Annotated in this window: 14 protein-coding genes; 3 read left to right on the plus strand and 11 right to left on the minus strand. The window is 59.0% G+C overall.

Going from position 1 to position 19,795, the window contains the following annotated elements; genetic code table 11:
- The first annotated feature begins 4 nt into the window (after positions 1-4).
- Complete coding sequence (locus tag J5276_RS17055; RefSeq protein WP_065703072.1) at positions 5-1,159, plus strand: amidohydrolase; 1,155 nt, start codon at positions 5-7, stop codon at positions 1,157-1,159.
- A gap of 30 nt (positions 1,160-1,189) precedes the next feature.
- Here the strand turns inward: J5276_RS17055 and J5276_RS17060 are convergent, their stop codons facing one another.
- The 5 genes from J5276_RS17060 to bcsN all read right to left on the minus strand — a co-directional run bounded on the left by J5276_RS17060 (position 1,190) and on the right by bcsN (position 10,235).
- Positions 1,190-3,532 carry a cellulose synthesis protein gene (locus tag J5276_RS17060; RefSeq protein ID WP_013761565.1) on the minus strand — a complete coding sequence of 781 codons (2,343 nt, stop codon included), beginning with the start codon at positions 3,530-3,532 and terminating at the stop codon, positions 1,190-1,192.
- Positions 3,529-4,584, minus strand: coding sequence for a glycosyl hydrolase family 8 (locus J5276_RS17065; protein WP_013761566.1), 1,056 nt, complete (start codon positions 4,582-4,584; stop codon positions 3,529-3,531). The genes J5276_RS17060 and J5276_RS17065 overlap by 4 nt, the downstream gene beginning before the upstream one ends.
- Complete coding sequence (locus tag J5276_RS17070) at positions 4,581-7,067, minus strand: cellulose biosynthesis cyclic di-GMP-binding regulatory protein BcsB (protein WP_065703074.1); 2,487 nt, start codon at positions 7,065-7,067, stop codon at positions 4,581-4,583. The genes J5276_RS17065 and J5276_RS17070 overlap by 4 nt, the downstream gene beginning before the upstream one ends.
- The gene (gene bcsA / locus J5276_RS17075; RefSeq protein ID WP_065703076.1) at positions 7,064-9,253 is read right to left on the minus strand and encodes a UDP-forming cellulose synthase catalytic subunit; all 2,190 of its coding nucleotides are present in this window, start codon (positions 9,251-9,253) and stop codon (positions 7,064-7,066) included. Before bcsA ends, J5276_RS17070 begins: the two co-directional genes overlap by 4 nt.
- 82 nt (positions 9,254-9,335) lie before the next feature.
- On the minus strand, positions 9,336-10,235 hold the full coding sequence (bcsN, locus tag J5276_RS17080) for a cellulose biosynthesis protein BcsN (RefSeq protein WP_035199452.1): 900 nt from the start codon (positions 10,233-10,235) through the stop codon (positions 9,336-9,338).
- A 433-nt stretch (positions 10,236-10,668) separates the two neighbouring features.
- Here bcsN and J5276_RS17085 point away from each other — a divergent pair, with 433 nt between their 5' ends.
- Positions 10,669-11,853 carry an AGE family epimerase/isomerase gene (locus tag J5276_RS17085; protein WP_035199453.1) on the plus strand — a complete coding sequence of 395 codons (1,185 nt, stop codon included), beginning with the start codon at positions 10,669-10,671 and terminating at the stop codon, positions 11,851-11,853.
- A 48-nt stretch (positions 11,854-11,901) separates the two neighbouring features.
- Here the strand turns inward: J5276_RS17085 and J5276_RS17090 are convergent, their stop codons facing one another.
- The 5 genes from J5276_RS17090 to J5276_RS17110 are packed head-to-tail and all read right to left on the minus strand — an operon-like array spanning position 11,902 to position 17,331.
- Positions 11,902-12,867 carry a glycoside hydrolase family 26 protein gene (locus J5276_RS17090; protein WP_003510877.1) on the minus strand — a complete coding sequence of 322 codons (966 nt, stop codon included), beginning with the start codon at positions 12,865-12,867 and terminating at the stop codon, positions 11,902-11,904.
- Between the two features lie 12 nt (positions 12,868-12,879).
- Positions 12,880-13,383, minus strand: a complete 504-nt coding sequence (locus J5276_RS17095; RefSeq protein WP_003510879.1) for a DUF995 domain-containing protein — start codon at positions 13,381-13,383, stop codon at positions 12,880-12,882.
- Between the two features lie 15 nt (positions 13,384-13,398).
- A complete protein-coding gene (locus J5276_RS17100) occupies positions 13,399-15,327 on the minus strand; it encodes a glycosyltransferase family 2 protein (RefSeq protein ID WP_025595678.1) in 1,929 nt (642 codons plus the stop codon).
- Positions 15,324-16,307 carry a UDP-glucose 4-epimerase GalE gene (gene galE, locus J5276_RS17105; RefSeq protein WP_013761570.1) on the minus strand — a complete coding sequence of 328 codons (984 nt, stop codon included), beginning with the start codon at positions 16,305-16,307 and terminating at the stop codon, positions 15,324-15,326. Before galE ends, J5276_RS17100 begins: the two co-directional genes overlap by 4 nt.
- Position 16,308: 1 nt before the next feature.
- Positions 16,309-17,331 (minus strand): UDP-glucuronic acid decarboxylase family protein, encoded by a 1,023-nt coding sequence (locus J5276_RS17110; protein WP_013761571.1) that lies wholly within the window; start codon positions 17,329-17,331, stop codon positions 16,309-16,311.
- A gap of 396 nt (positions 17,332-17,727) precedes the next feature.
- On the opposite strand from J5276_RS17110, the gene J5276_RS17115 reads away from it, so the two are divergent.
- The gene (locus J5276_RS17115) at positions 17,728-18,078 is read left to right on the plus strand and encodes a hypothetical protein (protein ID WP_013761572.1); all 351 of its coding nucleotides are present in this window, start codon (positions 17,728-17,730) and stop codon (positions 18,076-18,078) included.
- Between the two features lie 60 nt (positions 18,079-18,138).
- On the opposite strand, the gene J5276_RS17120 is transcribed toward J5276_RS17115, so the two are convergent.
- Positions 18,139-18,909, minus strand: coding sequence for a helix-turn-helix transcriptional regulator (locus J5276_RS17120; protein WP_003510893.1), 771 nt, complete (start codon positions 18,907-18,909; stop codon positions 18,139-18,141).
- Between the last annotated feature and the right edge of the window lie 886 nt (positions 18,910-19,795).

Below are 19,795 nucleotides of genomic sequence, written 5' to 3' on the forward strand. Positions count from 1 at the left end.
TTTTATGTTTCTGACCAACAAGGATATGCTCGACCTCATCGAGCTGCGCCATGATCTGCACCGCCATCCGGAAATTTCCGGCGAGGAGAAGGAAACAGCGCGGCGTATTCGCGATTTCCTCGAGCAGGCAAAACCGGATCGGATGTTCACCGATCTGGGTGGTCATGGCGTGGCAGCGGTCTATGACAGCGGCAAAAGCGGTCCGGTAGTCCTCATCCGCTCGGAACTCGACGCTCTGCCCATTCAGGAAAAAACCGACGCCGCATACAGCTCCGGCACAGACGGTAAAGGCCATCTTTGCGGCCATGACGGTCATTCCACCATTCTGACGGCGCTTGCACTCGGACTTTCCAGAAATCGCCCGGAAACCGGCAGCGTCGTACTGCTCTACCAACCGGCAGAAGAGACAGGTGCGGGCGCGGCCGCCGTCATCGCCGATCCGCGCTTTGGCGAGATGAAGCCGGATTATTCCTTTTCTCTTCACAATCTTCCAGGCCTGCCATTCGGCCATGTCAGCGTGGTGGAAGGGCCGGTCAACTGCGCATCACGCGGCATCAAAATCCGCTTCTCCGGCAAGACCGCGCACGCTTCCTCACCGGAGCATGGCGTCTCGCCGATGCGGGCGATATCTGAGTTGATGCCGGCTTTGAACGATCTCGGCTCCGGCTTTCCACCGCAACCCGATTTTTCGATGGTGACAATCACCCATGCCGTGATGGGTGAAGCGGCCTTCGGCATTTCTCCGGCAGACGCGGAAATCTGGGCGACGCTCCGGACGCTGACAGACGACCGAATGGAAAAACTCTGCGCAGATGCGGAAGCGCTGGCAAAAAAGGTGGCCGAAGAACAGAAACTGACACTCGATATCGCCTATGACGATATTTTCCTGCATTGCGAAAATGCGCCGGAAGCCGTCGACCATATCCTGCGGGCGCTGACTGCGGAGAAAATTTCCCACGGGTCGGAAGGTTTGCCTATGCGGGCGTCCGAGGATTTCGGAAGGTTCCGCGCCGTCTCGTCATCGGCCATGTTCTTTTTGGGCGCAGGCAAGGACTATCCCAACCTGCACAATCCCGATTACGACTTTCCGGATGGGCTGATCGATATCGGCGCACGCATCTTCATGCGCATCATCCGCAACCTTACCGACGCGGGGTGAGCAGCGGCAGCCCGTTGCCGCCCAAAGCCATCATCCGCCCTGGGGCCCTCTGCTCGGCCGGGCGGCACGGACCGCTGCCAGTCCCCTGATGCCCTCCTTGTCGCCAATGGACGTCAGACTTTCGAAAATCTGCGCAGCATCGGCGTAGCGGTTCATGGCAAGATAGGAATAACCGCGCAATACCATGAGATCGGTACGCTCATCGGCAAGCCGCGCCCGCTGATCAAGCAGGAGAAGCGTTTCCGCATAACGTTTAGACTGGAAGGCGGAAACCGCCCTGTCGGCCAGGATTGAAACCTGCAACTCAGTCGCGCGCGGACGGTCCATGCGCGATTTCGTCGCCGAGACAGCGGCATGGTCCGTCAGCCCCATGCGCAGATAGGCAAGGCTCTGGCCATAGGCCGCATCGCTTTTAACAGTCGACTGGCCGCCGGCAATGGCGGATTCGAAAGCCTTCAGGGCTTCCGCCGGCCGGTTGGTCTCCATCAGGCACCAGCCGAGATCAAGCGCCTGCTGTGCGGGCAGGCGCTGGGGATCGGGATAGACCGCGCAGGAGCGTGGACGTGACGAGGCACTTACGGTCCTCTGCGTCTGCGCTGGCAGACGCGCCTGCTTGCGCGAAGGTTCCGGAGCCGGCTGCTGGACAGACGGCTGGCTATAAGCCACCACTGTCTCAGGCTGCGGCGCATAGGGCGCGGGTGCCGTTGTCTGGGAAGCTGTGGCGACAGGCGGTGCGGTGACGGGCGCTATCTGCTGCGCGGACTGGTCCACCATACGTGCCGTTCCCACATCAGCGATGCGTTGCGAGCGGCTTGCCCATTGCTGTTGTATGCTGCGCAGACCGGCAAGATTGCGCAGATCGTGATAGCTGACTGCCATGCCATAGGCCGACGGTTCGTCATCGGCTTTCCAGCCAAGTGCTGTGCTGAACCATTGCAAGGCGAGCGGCGTCTGCCGGAAAGCAAGCGAATACCAGCCGAACTGCTGCGCGGTCGCCGCATCCTTGCGAGTTATTGTTTCAGCGGCGATGCGCTGCAGCACATCCGGCGGCAGGACCACAGGCGGCTCAAGCGCCAGAAGATTGGCTGTCGCGGCAAGATAGGTCGCAAGCCCGTCGTCCGAAGCGGTGCGCCACTTATACATGACCTCCTCAGCTTCACGTGGCTCGTTGCGGTCGATCAGCGCCAGCGCCAACCCCTGCGATGCAGACGCGCTGTCTTCCTCTTCCCGCGCTTTGCGAAACCACTTTTCCGCCTCCGCCATGTTCTTCTGGCGGATATTATACCAGCCGAGCAACAAGGCATCGCTTGCAAGCTTGTCGGTCTCGGCAAGCCTTTCAAGCCGCATCAGATAGGCGGAAGGAACGGAAATTCCCTCCTTCTCCCCTGCCTTGGCCACGAACTGGCGGGCGAGATCGTTCTTGACCGGTTCGAATTCCAGCTGACCGTCTGCGTTGGGCTTTTCCTTGGCAAGCAAATCGCCGATCATCTCCGCCGGCAAAAGCGCGGACGCCTTCTGCACCGTGGCGAGCCTGTCGCTTGGCGTCGTGCAATTGTTGAGAATGTAGAGATAGGCGTCGCGCGCCCGTCCCATGCGGTCGGTATTGGCAAACGCATCGGCAACCCGCCACAGGACATCCACCTCGCTACAGGTCAGCAGGCCGGGATTGCTGGCGGCCGCGTCCACCACTGTCGAATATTGCTTGAGATCGGAAGCGTTGACGAGCCGCTGGCGAGCCTCGGCGAGGGAAAGCATGCCGGTCAGATTGTCGGGAGGCTGCCAGCCGGGTTCCGCCTGCTGGCGGTCGGCGATCGCCTTTCTGACCTCGGCGTAACGGCCGTCGCTATAAAGCTGCCACATGGCATCGAGCCGGGGATCGCCGTTAACGGGAATGGCGAGCGGATCGGCAGGCGGTGTCCAGTTCGGATAGAGCGTGCGCAGCCTCGCGATTTCAGCCTGAAGCCGCTGGGTATCGCCCTTGGCCGCGAAATAGCGCAGCGCGCTGAGATCGACCTCGGGCATGTCTGATGACGCCGGCTGGGTCTGGCGGGGTGCGGGCGCCTGCGCCATTTGGGGCTGCGATATCTGTCCACCCGTCTGCGTCTGCGTAACCGGCGGTTGCGGATCAGTCGCCGGCACCGTTACCGCTGGCGTCACGGGTTGGGTTAGCTGCGCCATCTCGCGATTTTTAAGGAACGCGTTGATCTGGGCCGGATTGGCTGCCGCTGGAGAAACGCGCTGCGCCGCACGGTTGTCGCCAACCGCCGAAGTATGAATGTCCGATACACGTCCGAGAATGGTGTCGCGCCAGTGGAAGGCGGCGAGCGCAATCAGAAGCAGGATGAGAGCCGAGGTGGACAGCGGTTTGTTCATCGGCACTCCCCGTTATTCCTTGCCAGAAACGACAATGCCAGAAGATGCAATGTAGAAGGATAATAAAGCGTTGGCTGAAAGCCTTTCAGTTCGGCAGGCACAGCCGGGCCGCCGCCGGCGCAGGCCGCGAGCGCCGGAATGATGCGATAACCGGGATCCGACAGAACGTCCTTGACCGCGCCGCTCTTGAGATCGAAGGTTCCCGCAGCACCGCTTTCCAGCGTCATGCCGTTTTTCAGGCGGTCAAGCAGCTCCGGCGAGCCCATTTTCGCCCTTGCAAGATAAAGCGGAATCCGCACTGCATTGTAACCAAACTCGGGCGGAAACGCCGATGCCGGTTGCGGTTTCGTCTTCATCGACACCCAGTCGGCTGGCAGTTTCCTGTCGCTGAAAGCAAACGTACCGATCTGCGCCACGCCGTCGTCGGCGAGCGCCTTCCAGAGTGGCGATGGTGCGACGAGATTGAGGACCGGAAATGCTTCGAAAATCAGGTAGGAAGGATTGACCACCGGGCCGTCGCCCCGGTCAACCTCGCCAAAGCCGCTGGCGGCGGGCAAAAGCAGCGTTCGCCCGCCGCGCTGAACGACAGTTTTCTTGAGGACGGCCGATGCGATGGCCGCCGATGCCTCGGCATAGTCCTGCCGGTTCCACTGCGCGGCAGCCAGCGCCAGCGCGTAGGCAATCAGAATATCGCCATCCGTGGCATTGTTGATGTCAGTCACATGCGGTCTGGTGCGCGGATCCCATTTCCACGCTGAGAGACCGTCGTCGCGCACCAGGAGTTCCGTGCGGGTAAAACTCCATATCAGCTCGAAGTCGGCAATGTTCTCTGAAAGAACGGCAAGCCACATGCCGTAACCCTGGCCTTCGCTATGGCTGATATTGCCGTTACCGGTATCGATGATGCGCCCGCCGGGATCGAGAAACGCACTTTTATAAGCCGACCAGGCCTCAGGCGAGACAGATGCGGCGCGGGCAATCGAGATGCTTGAGATCAACGCCATCAGCGACACGCAGAAAATGCCGGCAAGTCTAAAAATCCCACGCCTCATCGGTGTCGCCCCATCATACGCAGCATCGCGAAGGTGGCAAAGCCCAGGAGCGACACGAACCCGATGAATGCCAGCGAATAGGAAAGAACATTGGAAGACAGCCAATTAGCAGCGATCAGCCTCCAGTTCGAGAGGGAAAACGCCCGCGTGACGTAGAAATACGGCTGCCCCACCTCGACCGTTTCGATCTTTTCTGCACCGGCATCGTAAGCTGCGACCCGCCCGGTGACGTCGCGCCAATGGTTTTCACGCACCATCGAAGACATGCCGTCACGAAGCTCCGCCGACGTCGGGGCGGTAGCCAGCGTCCAGACCCCTTCGCCGGAAGGGCTTAGACCCTGCACCAGCATGAAGGAGACATTGCCGGGCGGCGCATAGGGCTGCTCGGCCGCCGGCAGGAAACGCAGCGTATCGGAACTCAGATCGAAATTCCGCTTCATCCACTCCTCAAAGGAGGAAACCTGGCCTTGCCAGATGCCGCCGTCCACCCGCTCTCGCCAGTCATTAAAGAGGGTTTCGCTGTTCTGCGCAGGCGGCTGAACGCCCGTTCCCATTTTCCAGGATATCTGGCTGGAAGGGACAAGATTGAACTGGCTGATCAGCGATTGCGGGAATTGCGAAATCGTCCCGACGAACAGGGCGTCACGGTCCCCGATCACCAGCGGAGAGGCCACGGTCTCGACATTGATCGGATATCCCGCAGCGCTTGCCAGCCGGCTGACCAATGTCGCCGCCGCCGACATGGTGTCGGTATCGAAACGATCAAGCGACAGCGCGACGGGATTTGCGGCAAACCTGTAGGGCTGCCCGGCACCGGACATCGCGGCGAGATCCGGTTTGCGACCGATCTGCGCGTAATCAGGAATATGGATTTCCGATGTGTCGAACAGGGCAAAACGCGGGGTCGTGCTGGCCGGCGCTCCCGGCGCGCAGACCTGATCCTGCGCCGTCATCAACACGGCCTCGATGGTGATCTTGTTCGGGCCAGGCTTGAAGTGGCGCATCGTCACATTGATGGGCAGATGCCGGAAAATGCCGCCACCATTGTTGGAGATCGGCACGGTCGAGGCGATCTCGTCATTGACGTAGATGTCTATATGGCTACCGGGCAGCACCTGCGAGGAATAGGCGGCATCGAGCAGCATGGCCGCCTCGCCATAGGCCGACGCATAAAAATCTGCGGGCATGCCGACGTAGAATTCGTTGCGGAAACGCCGTCCACCAAATTCGCTGCTCTCAAGCCCAAGCTCGGAAAGCGCGATGCGACGGTCCGACATGACGAGCGGCACATCCGGCGCATGCCAGCTGCGGGTGGAAAAGGTCGTTCTCTGGGCACCGGGCGTGCGCGAGATCGAGGAAAACAGCGTCTCAATCGCCGCCTGTACCGCCTGCGGGGTGGGACCGCTGACGAAGAGTGGCGAGAGGCCACCCGGTGCAGTGGTATCGAAGCCGGCAAAAGCACCCGCCGACGCCTCGGGCGGCACCGCGCCGGTGAAGCCGGCAATCTCGCGTGCGGTGCCGACAAGAACCACAAGCGTTCCCGCCTTGCGTTCGGCGGAGGGTGCTGCCACGAAACGGATCGTCTGGTTCGGCATCTGGGTTCGGAGCGCCAGAGCCTGCGAAAGGCGCAGCAGCGAATCTGCAAATGCCGGATTGCCGAGCGCAGGTGCAACGATCTCGATCGACGTTGCAGCCTTGGCGTCAGGACCGGTTGCCTGGATATCGTCAATATTGGTGAAGTTGCCCGCGACATCGGCGTTAAAGCCGATATAGGTATTTGCCGGATTAACATCGGTCCACAGATCATAAGTGGACTGGATCGTGCAATCGGTTCTGTGGCGTTGCTGCACGCCAAGCGTCACGACATTCGCGCCCACCTGCAGGACACCGGGTGGAATTTTCAAGGAAACATTGCCCTCACCGTCGGGCGCTTCAATGCGCGCCGTCTCCAGCGGAACATTGTTGAGGCTGACCTGGAAATTCGAGTCTTCCGGCGCGACCACGATGGCGTTCTGATAACCGATATTCAGCGAAACGGCGGCATTCACCTGCTCGGGCGTCAGATAAATGCTCCACTTCCGCCGATCCATTTCGCCGGAAAGGCTGAGCTTTTCGTACGGCAAGATATACCGGCGACGGCTATCCGCCGCGGGTGACGATGCCTGAACGGGTGCGGGTCTCGCCTGACCCTGCGGCGGCATGGATACGGGTGGCGTCAGCGGCCGCAGCGGCGGTTGCGGCGCAGGTGCGGGCTGCATTACCACAGGAGGCTGGCCCACTGCAGGCTGGGTCGATTGCTGGGCTGGCTGCGGCTGGCGCGGTACAGCGGGGGGAAGTGTCGGCGGCGGCACGGGTGCCGGGGCTGTCTGTGCAGGCTTCTCCGGCGACATGTCGAAGGGTGAGGACTGCGCCATCGCACCGGTTGCGACGACACCCAACATCAGTGCTGTCAGTGAACTCCTGATCGTTTTACCGCCGGTCATTTTACAACTCCGGCAGGTTTGACGGTTTTGGAGGCGGGCCGGAGCGCCTTGGCCAGATAAAACAGGCCGCGCTGCGTCTGGAACAGCGATATCGCCAGAAAGATCGCCGTGCCTCTGATGAGGCCGGGGTTCTTGCGGCGCACGCGCTGGAACTCGCTCCATTGCTCGGAATTGGCGAAGATCAGGTCGGCGATCAGGCGATGATCGATGGCGCGCTGCGGCGAGAATGTGCAGCCTATGGAAATGAAACCGTCGCTCCGGACCGTGCGGACCACATTGATGGTCATGGTTTCCGGCACGCCCTCGCTATGCGGCTTCACCCTAATGATCGCTGTCGTGTTCTTTTCGATAGCGGTGATGCTGTCGAAAAGATTGATCAGCAGGCCATGCACCGACACGTTGTCAATGGAGGCCGGCACCCATGCGTCACTACCCTCAAGCTTGACCTCGCAGCGCCGCTTGACGGTGATGCGCCGCGACGCCGATTTTTCGCCGCGCTCGGAGACGACGCCAAGCGCACAGCCCGCGAAGATAAGGTTGAGCAGGTTCCAGCCGCCGACGACGAGTGTTACGTCCGCCTTGTACGGCTCCGCATAGATGCGCCAGATGGCAAAGGCCATCGCAACCAGCAAAAGTGCGAAAATGACGAAGAACGGGCGGCTGATTTCCGAAAGCCGCGCCTCGGCGATGGATTCGTCCTTCGCCGTCACCTTGAAGGTCGGCTTGCCCGGATTGAAGATCACAGACACGACGGCTGGCAGAAGGTGGACCGTCTGCACATATTCGTAGAGTTCAGAAATCCACGGCCAGCGGAAGCTGCCATAGAGATAGTTCTGCATCATCAGGTTCACGAGCATATACGCGGCCGTATAAGCCAAAAACTCGCCGCCGGAAGCCACGAAAATCTGAAGATCGAAGAACAGGTAGAACAACGGCGCAAACAGGAAGATCGTGCGCGGGAACGGGAAAAGCCAGAACAGCGTCGACGACATGTAGCAAAGACGCTGCGTGAAGGAGAGACCACGGCGGAACAGAGGCTGGCGAAAGATCAGAATCTGCATCATGCCCTGCGCCCAGCGGCTGCGCTGGCCGATGAAGCTTGCGAAGGTGGCCGGTTGCAGCCCGGCGATCAGGGGCTTGTCGACATAGACGCTGTTCCAGCCGCGCGAATGCAGCGCGAGCGCCGTTTCGCAGTCCTCGGTGATGCTGACGCCGCTGAACCCTTCCGTATCCAGCAGTGCCTCGCGCCGCAGCACGGCGGCGGAACCACAGAAAAACGCGCCATTCCACTTGTCGAGACCGCGCTGGATGATGCCGTAAAACATCTCGTTTTCGCTCGGCATCGTCTCGAAGGTGCGCAGATTGCGCTCGATCGGATCGGGATTGACGAAGAAGTGCGGCGTCTGCACCAGGAAGAGCCGGGGGTCTTCCTCGAAATAGCCCACCGTTTCCAGAAGGAAATCGCGCGCCGGCGCATGGTCGGCGTCAAACACCGTCACCAGTTCGCCGGTCGAGTGGGCGAGGCCGTTATTGAGATTTCCGGCCTTGGCGTGGACGTTGCGCTCGCGCGTCAGATAACGCACGTCGAGGTCCTCGCAAAGCTTCTTCAACTCCTCATGGCGGCGCTGTGCCGCCTGCGCCTCGACGATATTGCTGGCATTGCGCTTCTGCACCGAGCCGCCGTCGTCCAACAGCCAGACGGTGAACTTGTCGGCCGGGTAATCCATGTTCTTGGCCGCCGCCAGCGTATTGGCGAGAAGCTCCGCGTCCTCGTTGTAACTCGGCACGAAAACATCGACCGTCGGCCGGTAATCGGGCGAGCCAGGCCGGGTCTTGCGGGAAGGCAGCGGCATCGACACGATGACGAGGCTGAGACCCAGCATCACGACGCTATACATTTCCGCGAGATAAAGCAGAAAGCCGGGAATGAAGTTTTCGAGCTGGTTGACGGGCGGCAGCGTGCTCGTGGTGCGCCAATAGACATAACGAAGCACGATGGCCGTGCCGAAACCAAGCGCCACGAGCCGCCAGGCTCCCTGCCCGTTGAAACTCTTTATTGTTGCGAGAAGGACAAGCGAGATCGCCGTGGCGACCAGGTGCGTCTGCAGGCTGACCGGCATCGTGACGATGGCCAGAACGCAAAGCGACACAAGAAACCAGACAATGATTGTGATGGCCTTGTTCATCCCGAAACTTTCCGCTCTCTTCCCCGCCCGGAATTTTTACCGGGATCTTTTGCAATGCCCTCTTCTGCTGTTGCTCCAGCCATCACCTGCATCCCGGAGGCGCTGCCGAACCGGACAAACATGTGGGCGACGGAATGGCCACCTGCGGAACCTGCGTCGGCTGCTGGCTCTCCACCTGCACGCTGGCCGCGCGCCTGCCGACTACAGCAGGCCTTGCGGGCTGGGCGGGCGCGCCAACGGATGCGGGTGACGGAATACTGACTGCCGCAACCGGCGGTAGGGGCTGCGCCGTTGGCTGAACAGGCGTGACGGGTACGGCAGCACGGCGCACGGGTTGCAATGGTATGCTCGCAGTCACTTCACTGCCGGGCCGCATCGGCACCTCATTGGTCTTCATGGGATAGACCGGATGGCCCGGCCGCCCAAGGTTCTGATCCACCGCCTGCGGCGTGCCATAGGGGTTCCAGCTTTGCGAGGCATAGGTGCCGGTGATCGTGTAATTATACATGACCGTCAGAAGCTGCTCGACGCTTGCCGCCGACTGGCAGAGGCGCAGTCGCACCTTGATACGCCCCAGGTTGCGGAAATCCTGCCGCATGCTTTCGGGTGAGCGGATGTCCTGCCAGCCATAAAGGCAGGTATCGCTGCCTCGGCCCTTGCCGGCCGCATAAGAAAAGGCGCCGTAACCGTTCTGCAGATAATTCGCCGACATGACGATGTTCTCACCCGGAAACTCCGAGCGGATTTCCCGCGCGACGGAGGATGCCTTAAAGCCGGAGAAAGTCAAAGCATCGCGATCAGTGTCGCCGGCTTGCTGCGGACCGAAGAACTCGGCCTTAATGTAGTTCTGTCCGGGCGTAGCGGCTTCGGCGCGCAATACGACCTGCTGTGCCACGGCATTGGAGTAGGTGCGATTGACTACGGTGACGATTTCCGGACCGCCGGGCGGTGGGAAAACCAGTGCTTCGGACGCAGACAACATCTTTGCGCCCCCGAACGACCTGACGCCCGAGGGAGTATTGCAGCCCGAAAGAACTGCAATAGAGAATAGCAATGAAGTAAAGGCAGAAAATTTCACTGCCCCGTGCCCCTTTATTTCCCCAAGCCCTAACAGGTTAAAAGGAGACCGAATCACTAATGACCAGACCATTGTTACGAAATACTGGAGGCAGGCGAATAAGCAATATCAAATTTATATTGTAATTTCTGATGCTTTGTGGCCTCCGAATCGTTTCGGATCCCTTCTTTGCCGGACGAGACGACGGAACCAAATCGCGCTGGTACGGGTTCGCTCGGCGTGAGGTCGATATTTTTACGGTTGCAGCGCAATATGTCCCATGGTCTACTTGCGTCTATAATGACGTATTTTTATTGATCACTTTTTTCATTCAACTGTAAAAACAGAGAGTTGACGCATGACTGTGCAATTTCCGAGTATCTCGCAGGCGCTTGCCGAAGAGATCGGAACCTTACGGAAATGGCTTGAAGAGGACGCGCTACCGCTGTGGTGGGAGGTTGGCTCCGCCCGTCCGGACGGCGGTTTTTACGAGCGCCTGGGCCAGGATGCGAAACCGGTTTTTTCTGATGACCGCCGCGCCCGCGTGCAGCCTCGTCAGGCCTATTGTTTCGCTGCCGCCGGCCAGAACGGCTGGCAGGGTCCGTGGAAGGATGCGTTGCTGCATGGGCTGAGCTGGTTCGAAAAGGTCTATCGCCTCGATAACGGCCTTTACGGCAACCTCGCCGACCAGACCGGCAAGCTGATCGATCCGTCCTTCGATCTCTACAATCAGGCTTTCGCGCTTTTCGCCGCAGCACAGACGGCCGCAGCCCTTCCCGACCGCAAGGACGAGATGCGTGCCCGGGCGCTCGAGATCCTCGCCGTCCTCAATCGCGACTACAAACACCCCGTCGCCGGCTTTGAGGAAGCGAACCCGCCGCGCACGCCGCTGTGCTCCAATCCGCATATGCATCTTTTCGAGGCGATGCTTGCCTGGGAAGTGCAGGACCCCGAAGGTCCATGGACCGCGCTGGCCGACGAGATCGCCGGCCTTGCACTCACCCGCTTCATCGATGGCACCAATGGCGGGCTACGCGAATTCTTCGGCCATGACTGGATGCCGTTTGAAGGTGAGAAGGGCCGCATCATGGAGCCCGGTCACCAGTTCGAATGGGCCTGGCTTCTGGTGCGCTGGGGCAGCCTGCGCAACAATGGCGAGGCAATCGCCAAGGCCAAGCGCATGTTCGAGATCGGCGAAGCGCATGGCATCTGCCCACGCCGCAAGGTCGCGATCATGAGCTTGTACGATGATTTTTCGGTACATGACGGTCTGGCACGGCTCTGGCCGCAGACGGAATGGCTGAAGGCAGCCTTGCGCCTTGCCAGCGTGACCATTGGTGAAGAAAGACAGCGTTATCTTGCCTCGGGCCTGAGGGCCATCGGCGCGCTGCAGCCTTTCCTCGACACACCGGTCAAAGGGCTTTGGTTCGACAAATGGCCGGCCGACAAGCCGATGCTGGACGAACCGGCACCGGCCAGCACTTTCTACCACATCGTCTGCGCCATCTATGAGGCTGAGGCAGTACTCGCCTCCAGCCATTAGAGTCCGGGCGGGCGAGCGGGCCGGGCGTCCGCTCTACCCGCTCCAGCCTCAGTTAAGCCGCGCCGGGCGCACAACGCGCCAGTCGGGCTTGCCGAGATTGTGCGGCCATGGATGCACGTCCTTGTCGTTGAAATAGACGACCTCTTCCAGCTTGGGAAAATCCGCCTGTTTCAGCGTCACGTCGTTCATCCATGGACGGACGTAGGAATCGCCGCCTTCATAACCCAGTTCAGCAACCCAGACCGGTTTATTGAAGGTTTCGACAAGCCCATAGCCCTTGCGCAGGAGATCGGTGAACTTCTGCGGCCCGCCATATTCGATCTTGTCATAGTCCTCGAGACCGAAGACCGAGAGACCGACCAGGTCCGCGTAATTGTCACCAGGATAGTAAGCGCGCAGACCGTCAAGACCTTTCGGCGACCACATCACCTTGACGCCGGGGACCGCCTTGCGGGTCATGTCCACCATGCGTTTGTAGGCCGTGATATAGTCCTGCGGGTTCCAACCCGACCACGAGAAGCGGCCGGATGTGTCTTCCATTTCCTGTCCCCAACGCAGGATCAGCGGGCTCTTCATTGCGGACATGCGTGCGGCGATCGCCTGCATGTTCTTGTCGTAATCGCCTCCCATCACCTTGCGGCGCAACTCGTCGGAGGTGAGCCGCCAGTTGACGTCCCATGACCAGGGTTCGACCGTGATCAGCACGTTACGCTTGCGCTCCAGAGCGTAAGCGTCTGCGAGCGCGAGGCTGTCGAGATCCACGTCCTCCCAGGGCAGGAACAGATGTTCCGTCGCCACCCCGGTCTGGCCGGTGAAATCGCCGTGCGGATCGTAGGCGCCGAAGCGTATACCATCCGCGTGCAATGTCGGACGTTTGTCGGCAAGCGTCTTCATGCCCGTGGAGCCCATGGGCGCGACCCCTTGGGCATCCAGTTTGAATATGGGGTACATGCTGGCTGAAGCAGCAACAGCAGCCCCGCTTGCAAAGAGCAGTCTTCTTCTTGTTATTTGCATGACACTTTCCTCCTACCTCGTCGCAGTCATCGCCTTGCCATAGGCGGCGATTTGCGGGGTGACGTCGTCCTTGCGGACAAGTTTCAGGAATTCATCTCCGGGCCGTGGCGGATTATGCCGGAAGACGTACCAGGGCCCGCCCTGCTTGCGCTGGTAAAGCACCTGACCGATGCGACCGTGGTCGAAACACGTGTCGGCCTTGCCGTTTCCGGCATCGGTTTTCCAGGTAGCGCGCATGCACAGCGTACCTTTGGCATCGACGGTCCAGCGGCCTTCACCGACGGCCTTCTTGCCTTTCTCTTCAGTCAGGGCGATGAACTTGCGGCCATCGGCGATGAAGCGTCCGCCACCAGTCTCCCATTTCCAGGTCTTGTCGTAATACATATCTACGACTTCGCTGGTCCGGAGCGGTTTCGGCGTCTTCGTGCCGCCAGCGGCGTGGACGGCACTTGGCGCGATCACCGCAAGGCAGAGTACGAAAGCGGAGAACCCGCATTTGCTTATTGTTGTTCTCATCACAGCCTCCTCCTTCTATTGTCCGACCCTATTGTCGGCCAGCATGATTTCTCCGGTTGTCATGACCGGTGGCGGCACCATGGGCTCCGCCTGCATGTTTCGAATTCCGGGCATTCCCGGCAGTACGATGCGCAGTTTCAGACGCACCGATCTCGCTCCCTCCACGCCAGCACCGGCCACGGTGAACCGCGTTTCGGTGAAGCTGACATAGGGTTGCCCGTGCGACAGGGCCTCCAGCCCACCAATCGCATGGGAGCTGAGTTCCGCGGCACTACCTGCCACAAGCAGTAACGAACAGGCGGCAACCGTCGCCCCACCGCGCAATGCCGGCAGCCGTGGCAAGCCGTTTTCCATGGTGTGTCGGACGAGAAGAAAAACCGAAAGGCCCGCGTAGATCGCCACATTGATCGCGGCGAAGACGAAGAAACCTTCCGCAGCGTTTTCACGCGGCGCCAGCACCATTGCGAGAAGGCTTAGTGCCGCCAGAACCATGTAAGGCGCGATTACACGCAGCGGCAGCGGCGGTTTTGCCTGCGTGCCCTTGGGTGTAATGCGAAAGTCGACGAAATCACCACGGATCGTATCGCGTATCGCCGCAAGCACACCCATCAACGACCAGGGCCAGCGCAGGAACAGAAACACGATGGCTTCCCACCCGAAGAGTTTCGCATCATGCGGGCGAAAGGCCCCCGTGGCCCGCCAGAAAAAGGCGAACACGATCATGATGAGCGAAATCGGCAGGAAATGCGCCAGAAACACTGGATAGGAGGCATTGACGAGTACCTGGCCGCTCAACAGTGCAAAAGCGGGAAGCACGAACATCAGTGCCATGAAGCCGGAAAACAGGGGATACCAGAGCTGTGAAAACAGGAACTGGAATTTCAACCGCAAGGGAAGCTTCGGCACGTAATGCCGCGAATATTGCAAGAGGATGGTCATCAGACTGCGTGACCACTGGAATTCCTGCACCACGAGATCGGTAAAAGTCACCGGCCCGTCGCCATGCGCGATTGCGTTGACGGCATGGACGCCGCGCCAGCCGCCCGCATTCATCAAAAGCGTGGTGGAATGGTCCTCGGCAAGCTCGGGTCCCAGACCGCCCACCTCACGCAGGGCTTTGGTGCGCACGGCGTAATGCGAGCCGATACAAAGCGGCGCCCAGCTGTTGTTGTAACCCAGCTGCAGGGCGCCGTGCAGGCTTGCCTCGGCATAAAGCCTGCCACGCGCAGCCCAGCTCTCCTTTGCATTGGCATCGCAGATGCTTGGTGCGGAGACATATCCAACCGCCGGATCGGCGAAAGGACGGATGATTTCACTCAGATAGTCCGGTTCCGGAACGTGATCGGCGTCGAATTGCGCGACGAAATCATAACGCTCATACCCGTAATGATCGTAGAAATAAGCGAGATTGCCTTCCTTGCAACGGGTGCGGCGAGGCCATGTCTTGCGGTGATAATCGACGACACCCCTCCGGGTCGAAACGAAAACACCGTGCGCGCCGCACCATTTCAACGTTTGCGCATCCGGGTCCTCATCCGCAAGCCACACGTCAAATTCCAGGCCCTTCTGCTCCAGCATGGCCTGCAGCGTCTTTTGTACTACGGTAAATGGCTCCGACGGCGCCTTGGTTACAACCATCGCCACCCTGCCCTGCGGCAGAGGAGAGCGCCGGTCGACGACCCTTGCGTTCAGGAAGATGAAGATGAAATAGGACGGCAGAAGCGTGATCCACGCGAGTGTTACCGTAACGATCGTAAAATACGGCCAGTCGATGACCCGATCCCGGTCCAGCCACCAGATCCAGAAATAGGCAAGCGTCACCAGCCAACCGCCAATGCCGAGACGATAGGCCATGCGGTTCCAGCCGGTGAAGACGGGCAGCATTGGCAATTGGCCCGCGACGGGACGCGATGATGGTACGGAAGGGGTAGAGCGAGCTTTCATGACAGCACCTCCAACCCGAAGCCGGGACCAGCCGTGCGGATGATGGTGTCTATATCGGAGCGCTTCGGCGCAAAGCCGAGGGTCGCCCTCGCTCTTTCTATATCAGCGAACAGGGCGGGCGGATCACCGGCGCGCCTTGCGCCGAAATGTACCGGCACTTCCTGTCCCGTGACGCGATGGATCGCGCGGATGATATCCCCGACCGATGTGCCGTGGCCGGAGCCGAGATTGACACGCAGGGTCTCGCCGCCATCGGAAAGATAGTTGACGGCGGCCACATGGGCGTCAGCCAGATCGCTGACATGGATGTAGTCGCGGATACAGGTGCCGTCGCTGGTGTCGTAGTCCTGGCCGAAGACGTCAAGTTGCGGCAGCCGCGAGGCGGCGGCCATCAGTGCCCGGGGGATCAGATGGGTTTCCGGCTCGTGGCGTTCGTAAAGTTCGCCATCCGGGTCGGCACCCGCCGCATTGAAGTAGCGCAGAGCGACGAAACGCATGCCATAGGCGGCAGCGTAATCATCGAGCGCCATTTCGAAAATCAGCTTCGTACGACCGTAGGGATTGACCGGGATCTGCGCCGTTTCCTCGCGGATCGGTAATTGCGGCGGCACGCCATAGGTGGCGCAGCTGGAGGAAAATACCAGCCCGCCGATATTCTGGTCGAGACAAGCATCCAGAAGCGCCAGACTGCCGCCGACATTGTTGCGGTAATATTTGCGCGGATCCTCAACGGATTCGCCGACATAGGCATTTGCGGCGCAATGGATGACGAAGGCTGGCGAGAACTCCTTGAGCGTGGCCTTCAAGAGACTACGATCCAGAATGTCGCCTTCAATGAAGGGACCCCAGCGAACTGAATCCGCGTGACCCGTCGAGAGATTATCGTAAGCAATGGGCTTGAAGCCGGAATGCGCCAGCGCCTTGCAGATGTGGCTGCCTATGAATCCGGCCCCGCCCGTGACGAGGATTGTACGGGACATCTCATACGGCCTCCGCAACCTTCTTGCCGGCCAGCAGCGCATCGAAATAGACGATGGTTTTCTCCAGACCGGTTTCGAGCGGTACGCGCGGTTGCCATCTGAGCATTTCCTTGGCACGCGAAATATCGGGACGACGCTGCTGCGGATCATCGATCGCAGCGGGCAGATGCACGATGCGCGAGCGGGAATTCGTCATGCGGATGACGATATCGGCCAGCTGCCGCACCGGAATTTCAGTCGGGTTGCCGAGATTGATCGGTCCGGTGCAATCCTTCGGCTTAGCTGAAAAACGCAGGAACCCGTCGATCAGATCATCGACGTAGCAGAAGGAGCGCGTCTGGCTGCCGTCGCCATAAATGGTGATGTCCGACCCCTTCAGCGCCTGGACGATGAAGTTGGAGACCACCCGCCCGTCATCGGGGCGCATGCGCGGCCCATAGGTGTTGAAGATGCGCCCAACCTTGATATCGACGCCATAAAAGCGGTGATAATCGAAAAAAAGCGTTTCGGCGCTGCGCTTGCCCTCATCGTAGCAGGCTCGCGGCCCGATTGTATTTACGTTGCCGAAATAGCTTTCCGGCTGCGGATTGACGAGCGGGTCGCCATAGACTTCCGATGTCGAGGATTGCACCACGGTTGCACCGCATCTGCGAGCGACTTCGAGAACGTTGACCGCGCCGAGCACATTGGTAAGCAGGGTGCCGACTGGATCACGCTGGTAGTCCGGCGGCGAGGCCGGCGACGCGAAGTTGAAGATCAGCGAGACGTCGATGTCATAGGGCTTGCGGACATCATGCTCGACCATCAAAAACCGCTTGTTGGCTTGCAAATGCTCAACATTAACGGTCCGTCCAGTCGAAAGATCGTCGAGACAGATCACCTCATGACCGCAAGCCAACAGACGTTCGCAAAGATGGGAGCCAAGGAAACCAGCCCCGCCGTTGACCAGAACGCGCTGGCCTGGCCGCCACTCGGAATAGATTGTAGCGCCGTTGTCATGGTCGTTGGGAACGAAATTACGCATTACACACTCCTCTCAATGAGGAACCAGCCCGGCTGATTCGACTTGAACTAGATCAAACTCCAGATTGCAGGATATTTCGAATGTCACCTCCGGTTTTTATTTCTTCTGGAGGTTTTAATATTTAGATTCGGTATATTTCAACTTTTATGATAGGCGCGTCATAAAACAGGTCAACTTTATTTTATCGAAATATTACAATTGATTACCCCGAATTACTCGTATTAATCACTCGATTGAATACTTTTTAACTACGCCTCCATTATGCCTTTCTTATTGAGCATTAGCGCAAGCTTCGCTCAACCAGTCGGGACTATTCTGGTTTTGTAAGGCTCGGTCCACCGGGGCAAAACCACCCGGCGAGATGCGACAGCTAGTCGATTTCAGGGGACATACATCATGAATGAAATGCCTTATTCCCATAACAGCAAAGCGGCCCGCCGCTGTCGTTTTGCACTTGTTGCCGCCGCACTTGCGACGTTCACTTTCGCAACGGCCTCGTGCTCCGTCGTTGAAGATGCCGTTCTGATCAAGACCGCATCTGCTAATACGGCGACGATCAAGAGCCGGGTTGCTCCAGCCAAGGCGTCCTACGGCTATGACAAGACAGGCAACGCAGCCGTCACGCTTGTTGCCGATACTTACGACACACCGACGATATCGCCGCGGCATTCCTATTCCGGTTCTTCTCCCTATATCTGCTCACCGAGCGGATTTGGTCAGAAGTCCCGCTGTTTCCTGAGGCCCTGAGCCTCAGGCATAACCTCTGCTTGAAACTGGCGTCATTGCGGCATCAGGCCCGCCAGATGTTCAGTTTCTCCAGCCGGAGATAGCCGCGTCGTCGTCCTTGTGAAAGAAGCGCGATGCTGCCTCCGTTCGGTTGCGCACATTCATCTTCTTATAGATGTTGCGAACGTGCACCTTCACGGTATTCTCGGACAGGTGAAGCCGGTCGGCGATGATCTTGTTTTGCGTTCCCTTGCAAAGCAGGTCGAGGATTTGCACCTCGCGCGTCGTCAGCGCCGCCATTTCACTCTTGCTGACGGCAAGAGCGTCGGCGCGGTTGGCGATCACGGCGTTGCTTTGAACGCTTTTGCCGTTCACGGCCTGGGAATAGGGGGTGAGCTTGCCGAGAAGGGCAGCGGGAAAATGCTCCCCGCCCTTCATGAGGAGATCAACCGCCGCCATGAAAACATCGAGCCGCAGATTAAGCGGCAGCACGCCATCGATGATACGCATCCCCACCAGTTGCTTCAGCGGCTCCTCAAACTTGTCGATGGTTTCGACGACAAGTGCAATTGGGGCATCCGGATGCTTTTCGTGGACTGCCGAAAGAACGCTATGAAGCCGCTCGCCCGACATACGGTACGGCAGGACCAGCCGGACATCGGCGCCATAGTCATCGTCGATCGTTGCCGAGGACATAACGCTCATCACAGCGAATGTAGGGAACTTTTTGCCCAGCGCCTCCACGAGGCACTCGGAAAACAGGTCCGGATCCGCGATGATCAATAAAGTTCCATTTATAGGCGCAACGGCTCCACTTTGTTTTGCCGCATAATCTGAAGTTCCCATGAACATCGACGTCTCCCCTAAAGCGCTACGCATTACGTTCTTTTTGGTTGTGTGCTCTGTCATTCGCCGGGATACCCCTAGAAACAAATGGGGCAACTCCCGCTTCACGCCATGTCAACTATCATTAATTACCCGTTAATTAAGGAGGCTAATACGAAAAGCTGTGCAAAGAAATGGCCCAAATGGGTTATTTCTTGCAATTGACGTACAAAATTGGTTACGCCCGTAATGAATCGTTGAGCCCGGAACCAGTGTAAAAACAAACACATCGGAAAAGCTTTCGCTCCGGTTTTGCAATCCGGGAAAATATAACTTTTGGTTGATATCCCTTTACATACCTGCCCGGCAAACGAGCTTCCGGAATGTGCCATTTCGGGATAGGGACCCTTCTCACCGCCATTGACTATATTTTTAGGAAAAGCAGCTTTTCCCGGCCTGAGCGCAATTATTTGCGTCTGAACCGGCGGCAAATCTCCATGCGACCGCCTTCCGACATATATATTGGTGGTAAGGGTGCCGATATGTTTAGCCCGAATTGATAGCTAGGAAGCGCGATTTTTCTGCTGCACAGTCTGACCGTCGCTGCAAACAGTGACCGATGGAAAGACAACCCCGGCCTTTGACGTGTGTTTGCAAACGCCGGTTCCTTTTCAAGACATAACGAAAGCAAAAAGACGAAGCCACCGCGCTCCCAACGGAGCGAGGAACGGATTTGTGCGCCTTAATACCGAGTAGCGCACAAGGGCTGAACGAGAAGAGCCCGGTTACGGGCCGATGCCAAGCCGCAGATGAGACGTACCGAGTGCATCTGCAGAACATCAATCTTTGTGCAACGCGGAGCAAGCGCGAAAAAATCCCGTTTTAGATGAGAGGGATTTCGAAAGCTGCTCCG

This window comes from Agrobacterium sp. S7/73, from assembly GCF_019355535.1.
In the GTDB taxonomy this organism is placed as follows: domain Bacteria; phylum Pseudomonadota; class Alphaproteobacteria; order Rhizobiales; family Rhizobiaceae; genus Agrobacterium; species Agrobacterium tumefaciens.

Excerpts from the sequence above, each read along its gene's own strand:
- J5276_RS17110 (WP_013761571.1), bottom strand. The coding sequence starts at position 17,331 with ATGCGTAATTTCGTTCCCAACGACCATGACAACGGCGCTACAATCTAT.
- J5276_RS17120 (WP_003510893.1), bottom strand. The coding sequence starts at position 18,909 with ATGTTCATGGGAACTTCAGATTATGCGGCAAAACAAAGTGGAGCCGTT.
- J5276_RS17090 (WP_003510877.1), bottom strand. The coding sequence starts at position 12,867 with ATGCAAATAACAAGAAGAAGACTGCTCTTTGCAAGCGGGGCTGCTGTT.
- J5276_RS17055 (WP_065703072.1), top strand. The coding sequence starts at position 5 with ATGTTTCTGACCAACAAGGATATGCTCGACCTCATCGAGCTGCGCCAT.
- J5276_RS17070 (WP_065703074.1), bottom strand. The coding sequence starts at position 7,067 with ATGACCGGCGGTAAAACGATCAGGAGTTCACTGACAGCACTGATGTTG.
- J5276_RS17060 (WP_013761565.1), bottom strand. The coding sequence starts at position 3,532 with ATGAACAAACCGCTGTCCACCTCGGCTCTCATCCTGCTTCTGATTGCG.
- bcsN (WP_035199452.1), bottom strand. The coding sequence starts at position 10,235 with ATGTTGTCTGCGTCCGAAGCACTGGTTTTCCCACCGCCCGGCGGTCCG.
- bcsA (WP_065703076.1), bottom strand. The coding sequence starts at position 9,253 with ATGAACAAGGCCATCACAATCATTGTCTGGTTTCTTGTGTCGCTTTGC.
- J5276_RS17095 (WP_003510879.1), bottom strand. The coding sequence starts at position 13,383 with ATGAGAACAACAATAAGCAAATGCGGGTTCTCCGCTTTCGTACTCTGC.
- J5276_RS17065 (WP_013761566.1), bottom strand. The coding sequence starts at position 4,584 with ATGAGGCGTGGGATTTTTAGACTTGCCGGCATTTTCTGCGTGTCGCTG.
- galE (WP_013761570.1), bottom strand. The coding sequence starts at position 16,307 with ATGTCCCGTACAATCCTCGTCACGGGCGGGGCCGGATTCATAGGCAGC.
- J5276_RS17115 (WP_013761572.1), top strand. The coding sequence starts at position 17,728 with ATGAATGAAATGCCTTATTCCCATAACAGCAAAGCGGCCCGCCGCTGT.
- J5276_RS17085 (WP_035199453.1), top strand. The coding sequence starts at position 10,669 with ATGACTGTGCAATTTCCGAGTATCTCGCAGGCGCTTGCCGAAGAGATC.
- J5276_RS17100 (WP_025595678.1), bottom strand. The coding sequence starts at position 15,327 with ATGAAAGCTCGCTCTACCCCTTCCGTACCATCATCGCGTCCCGTCGCG.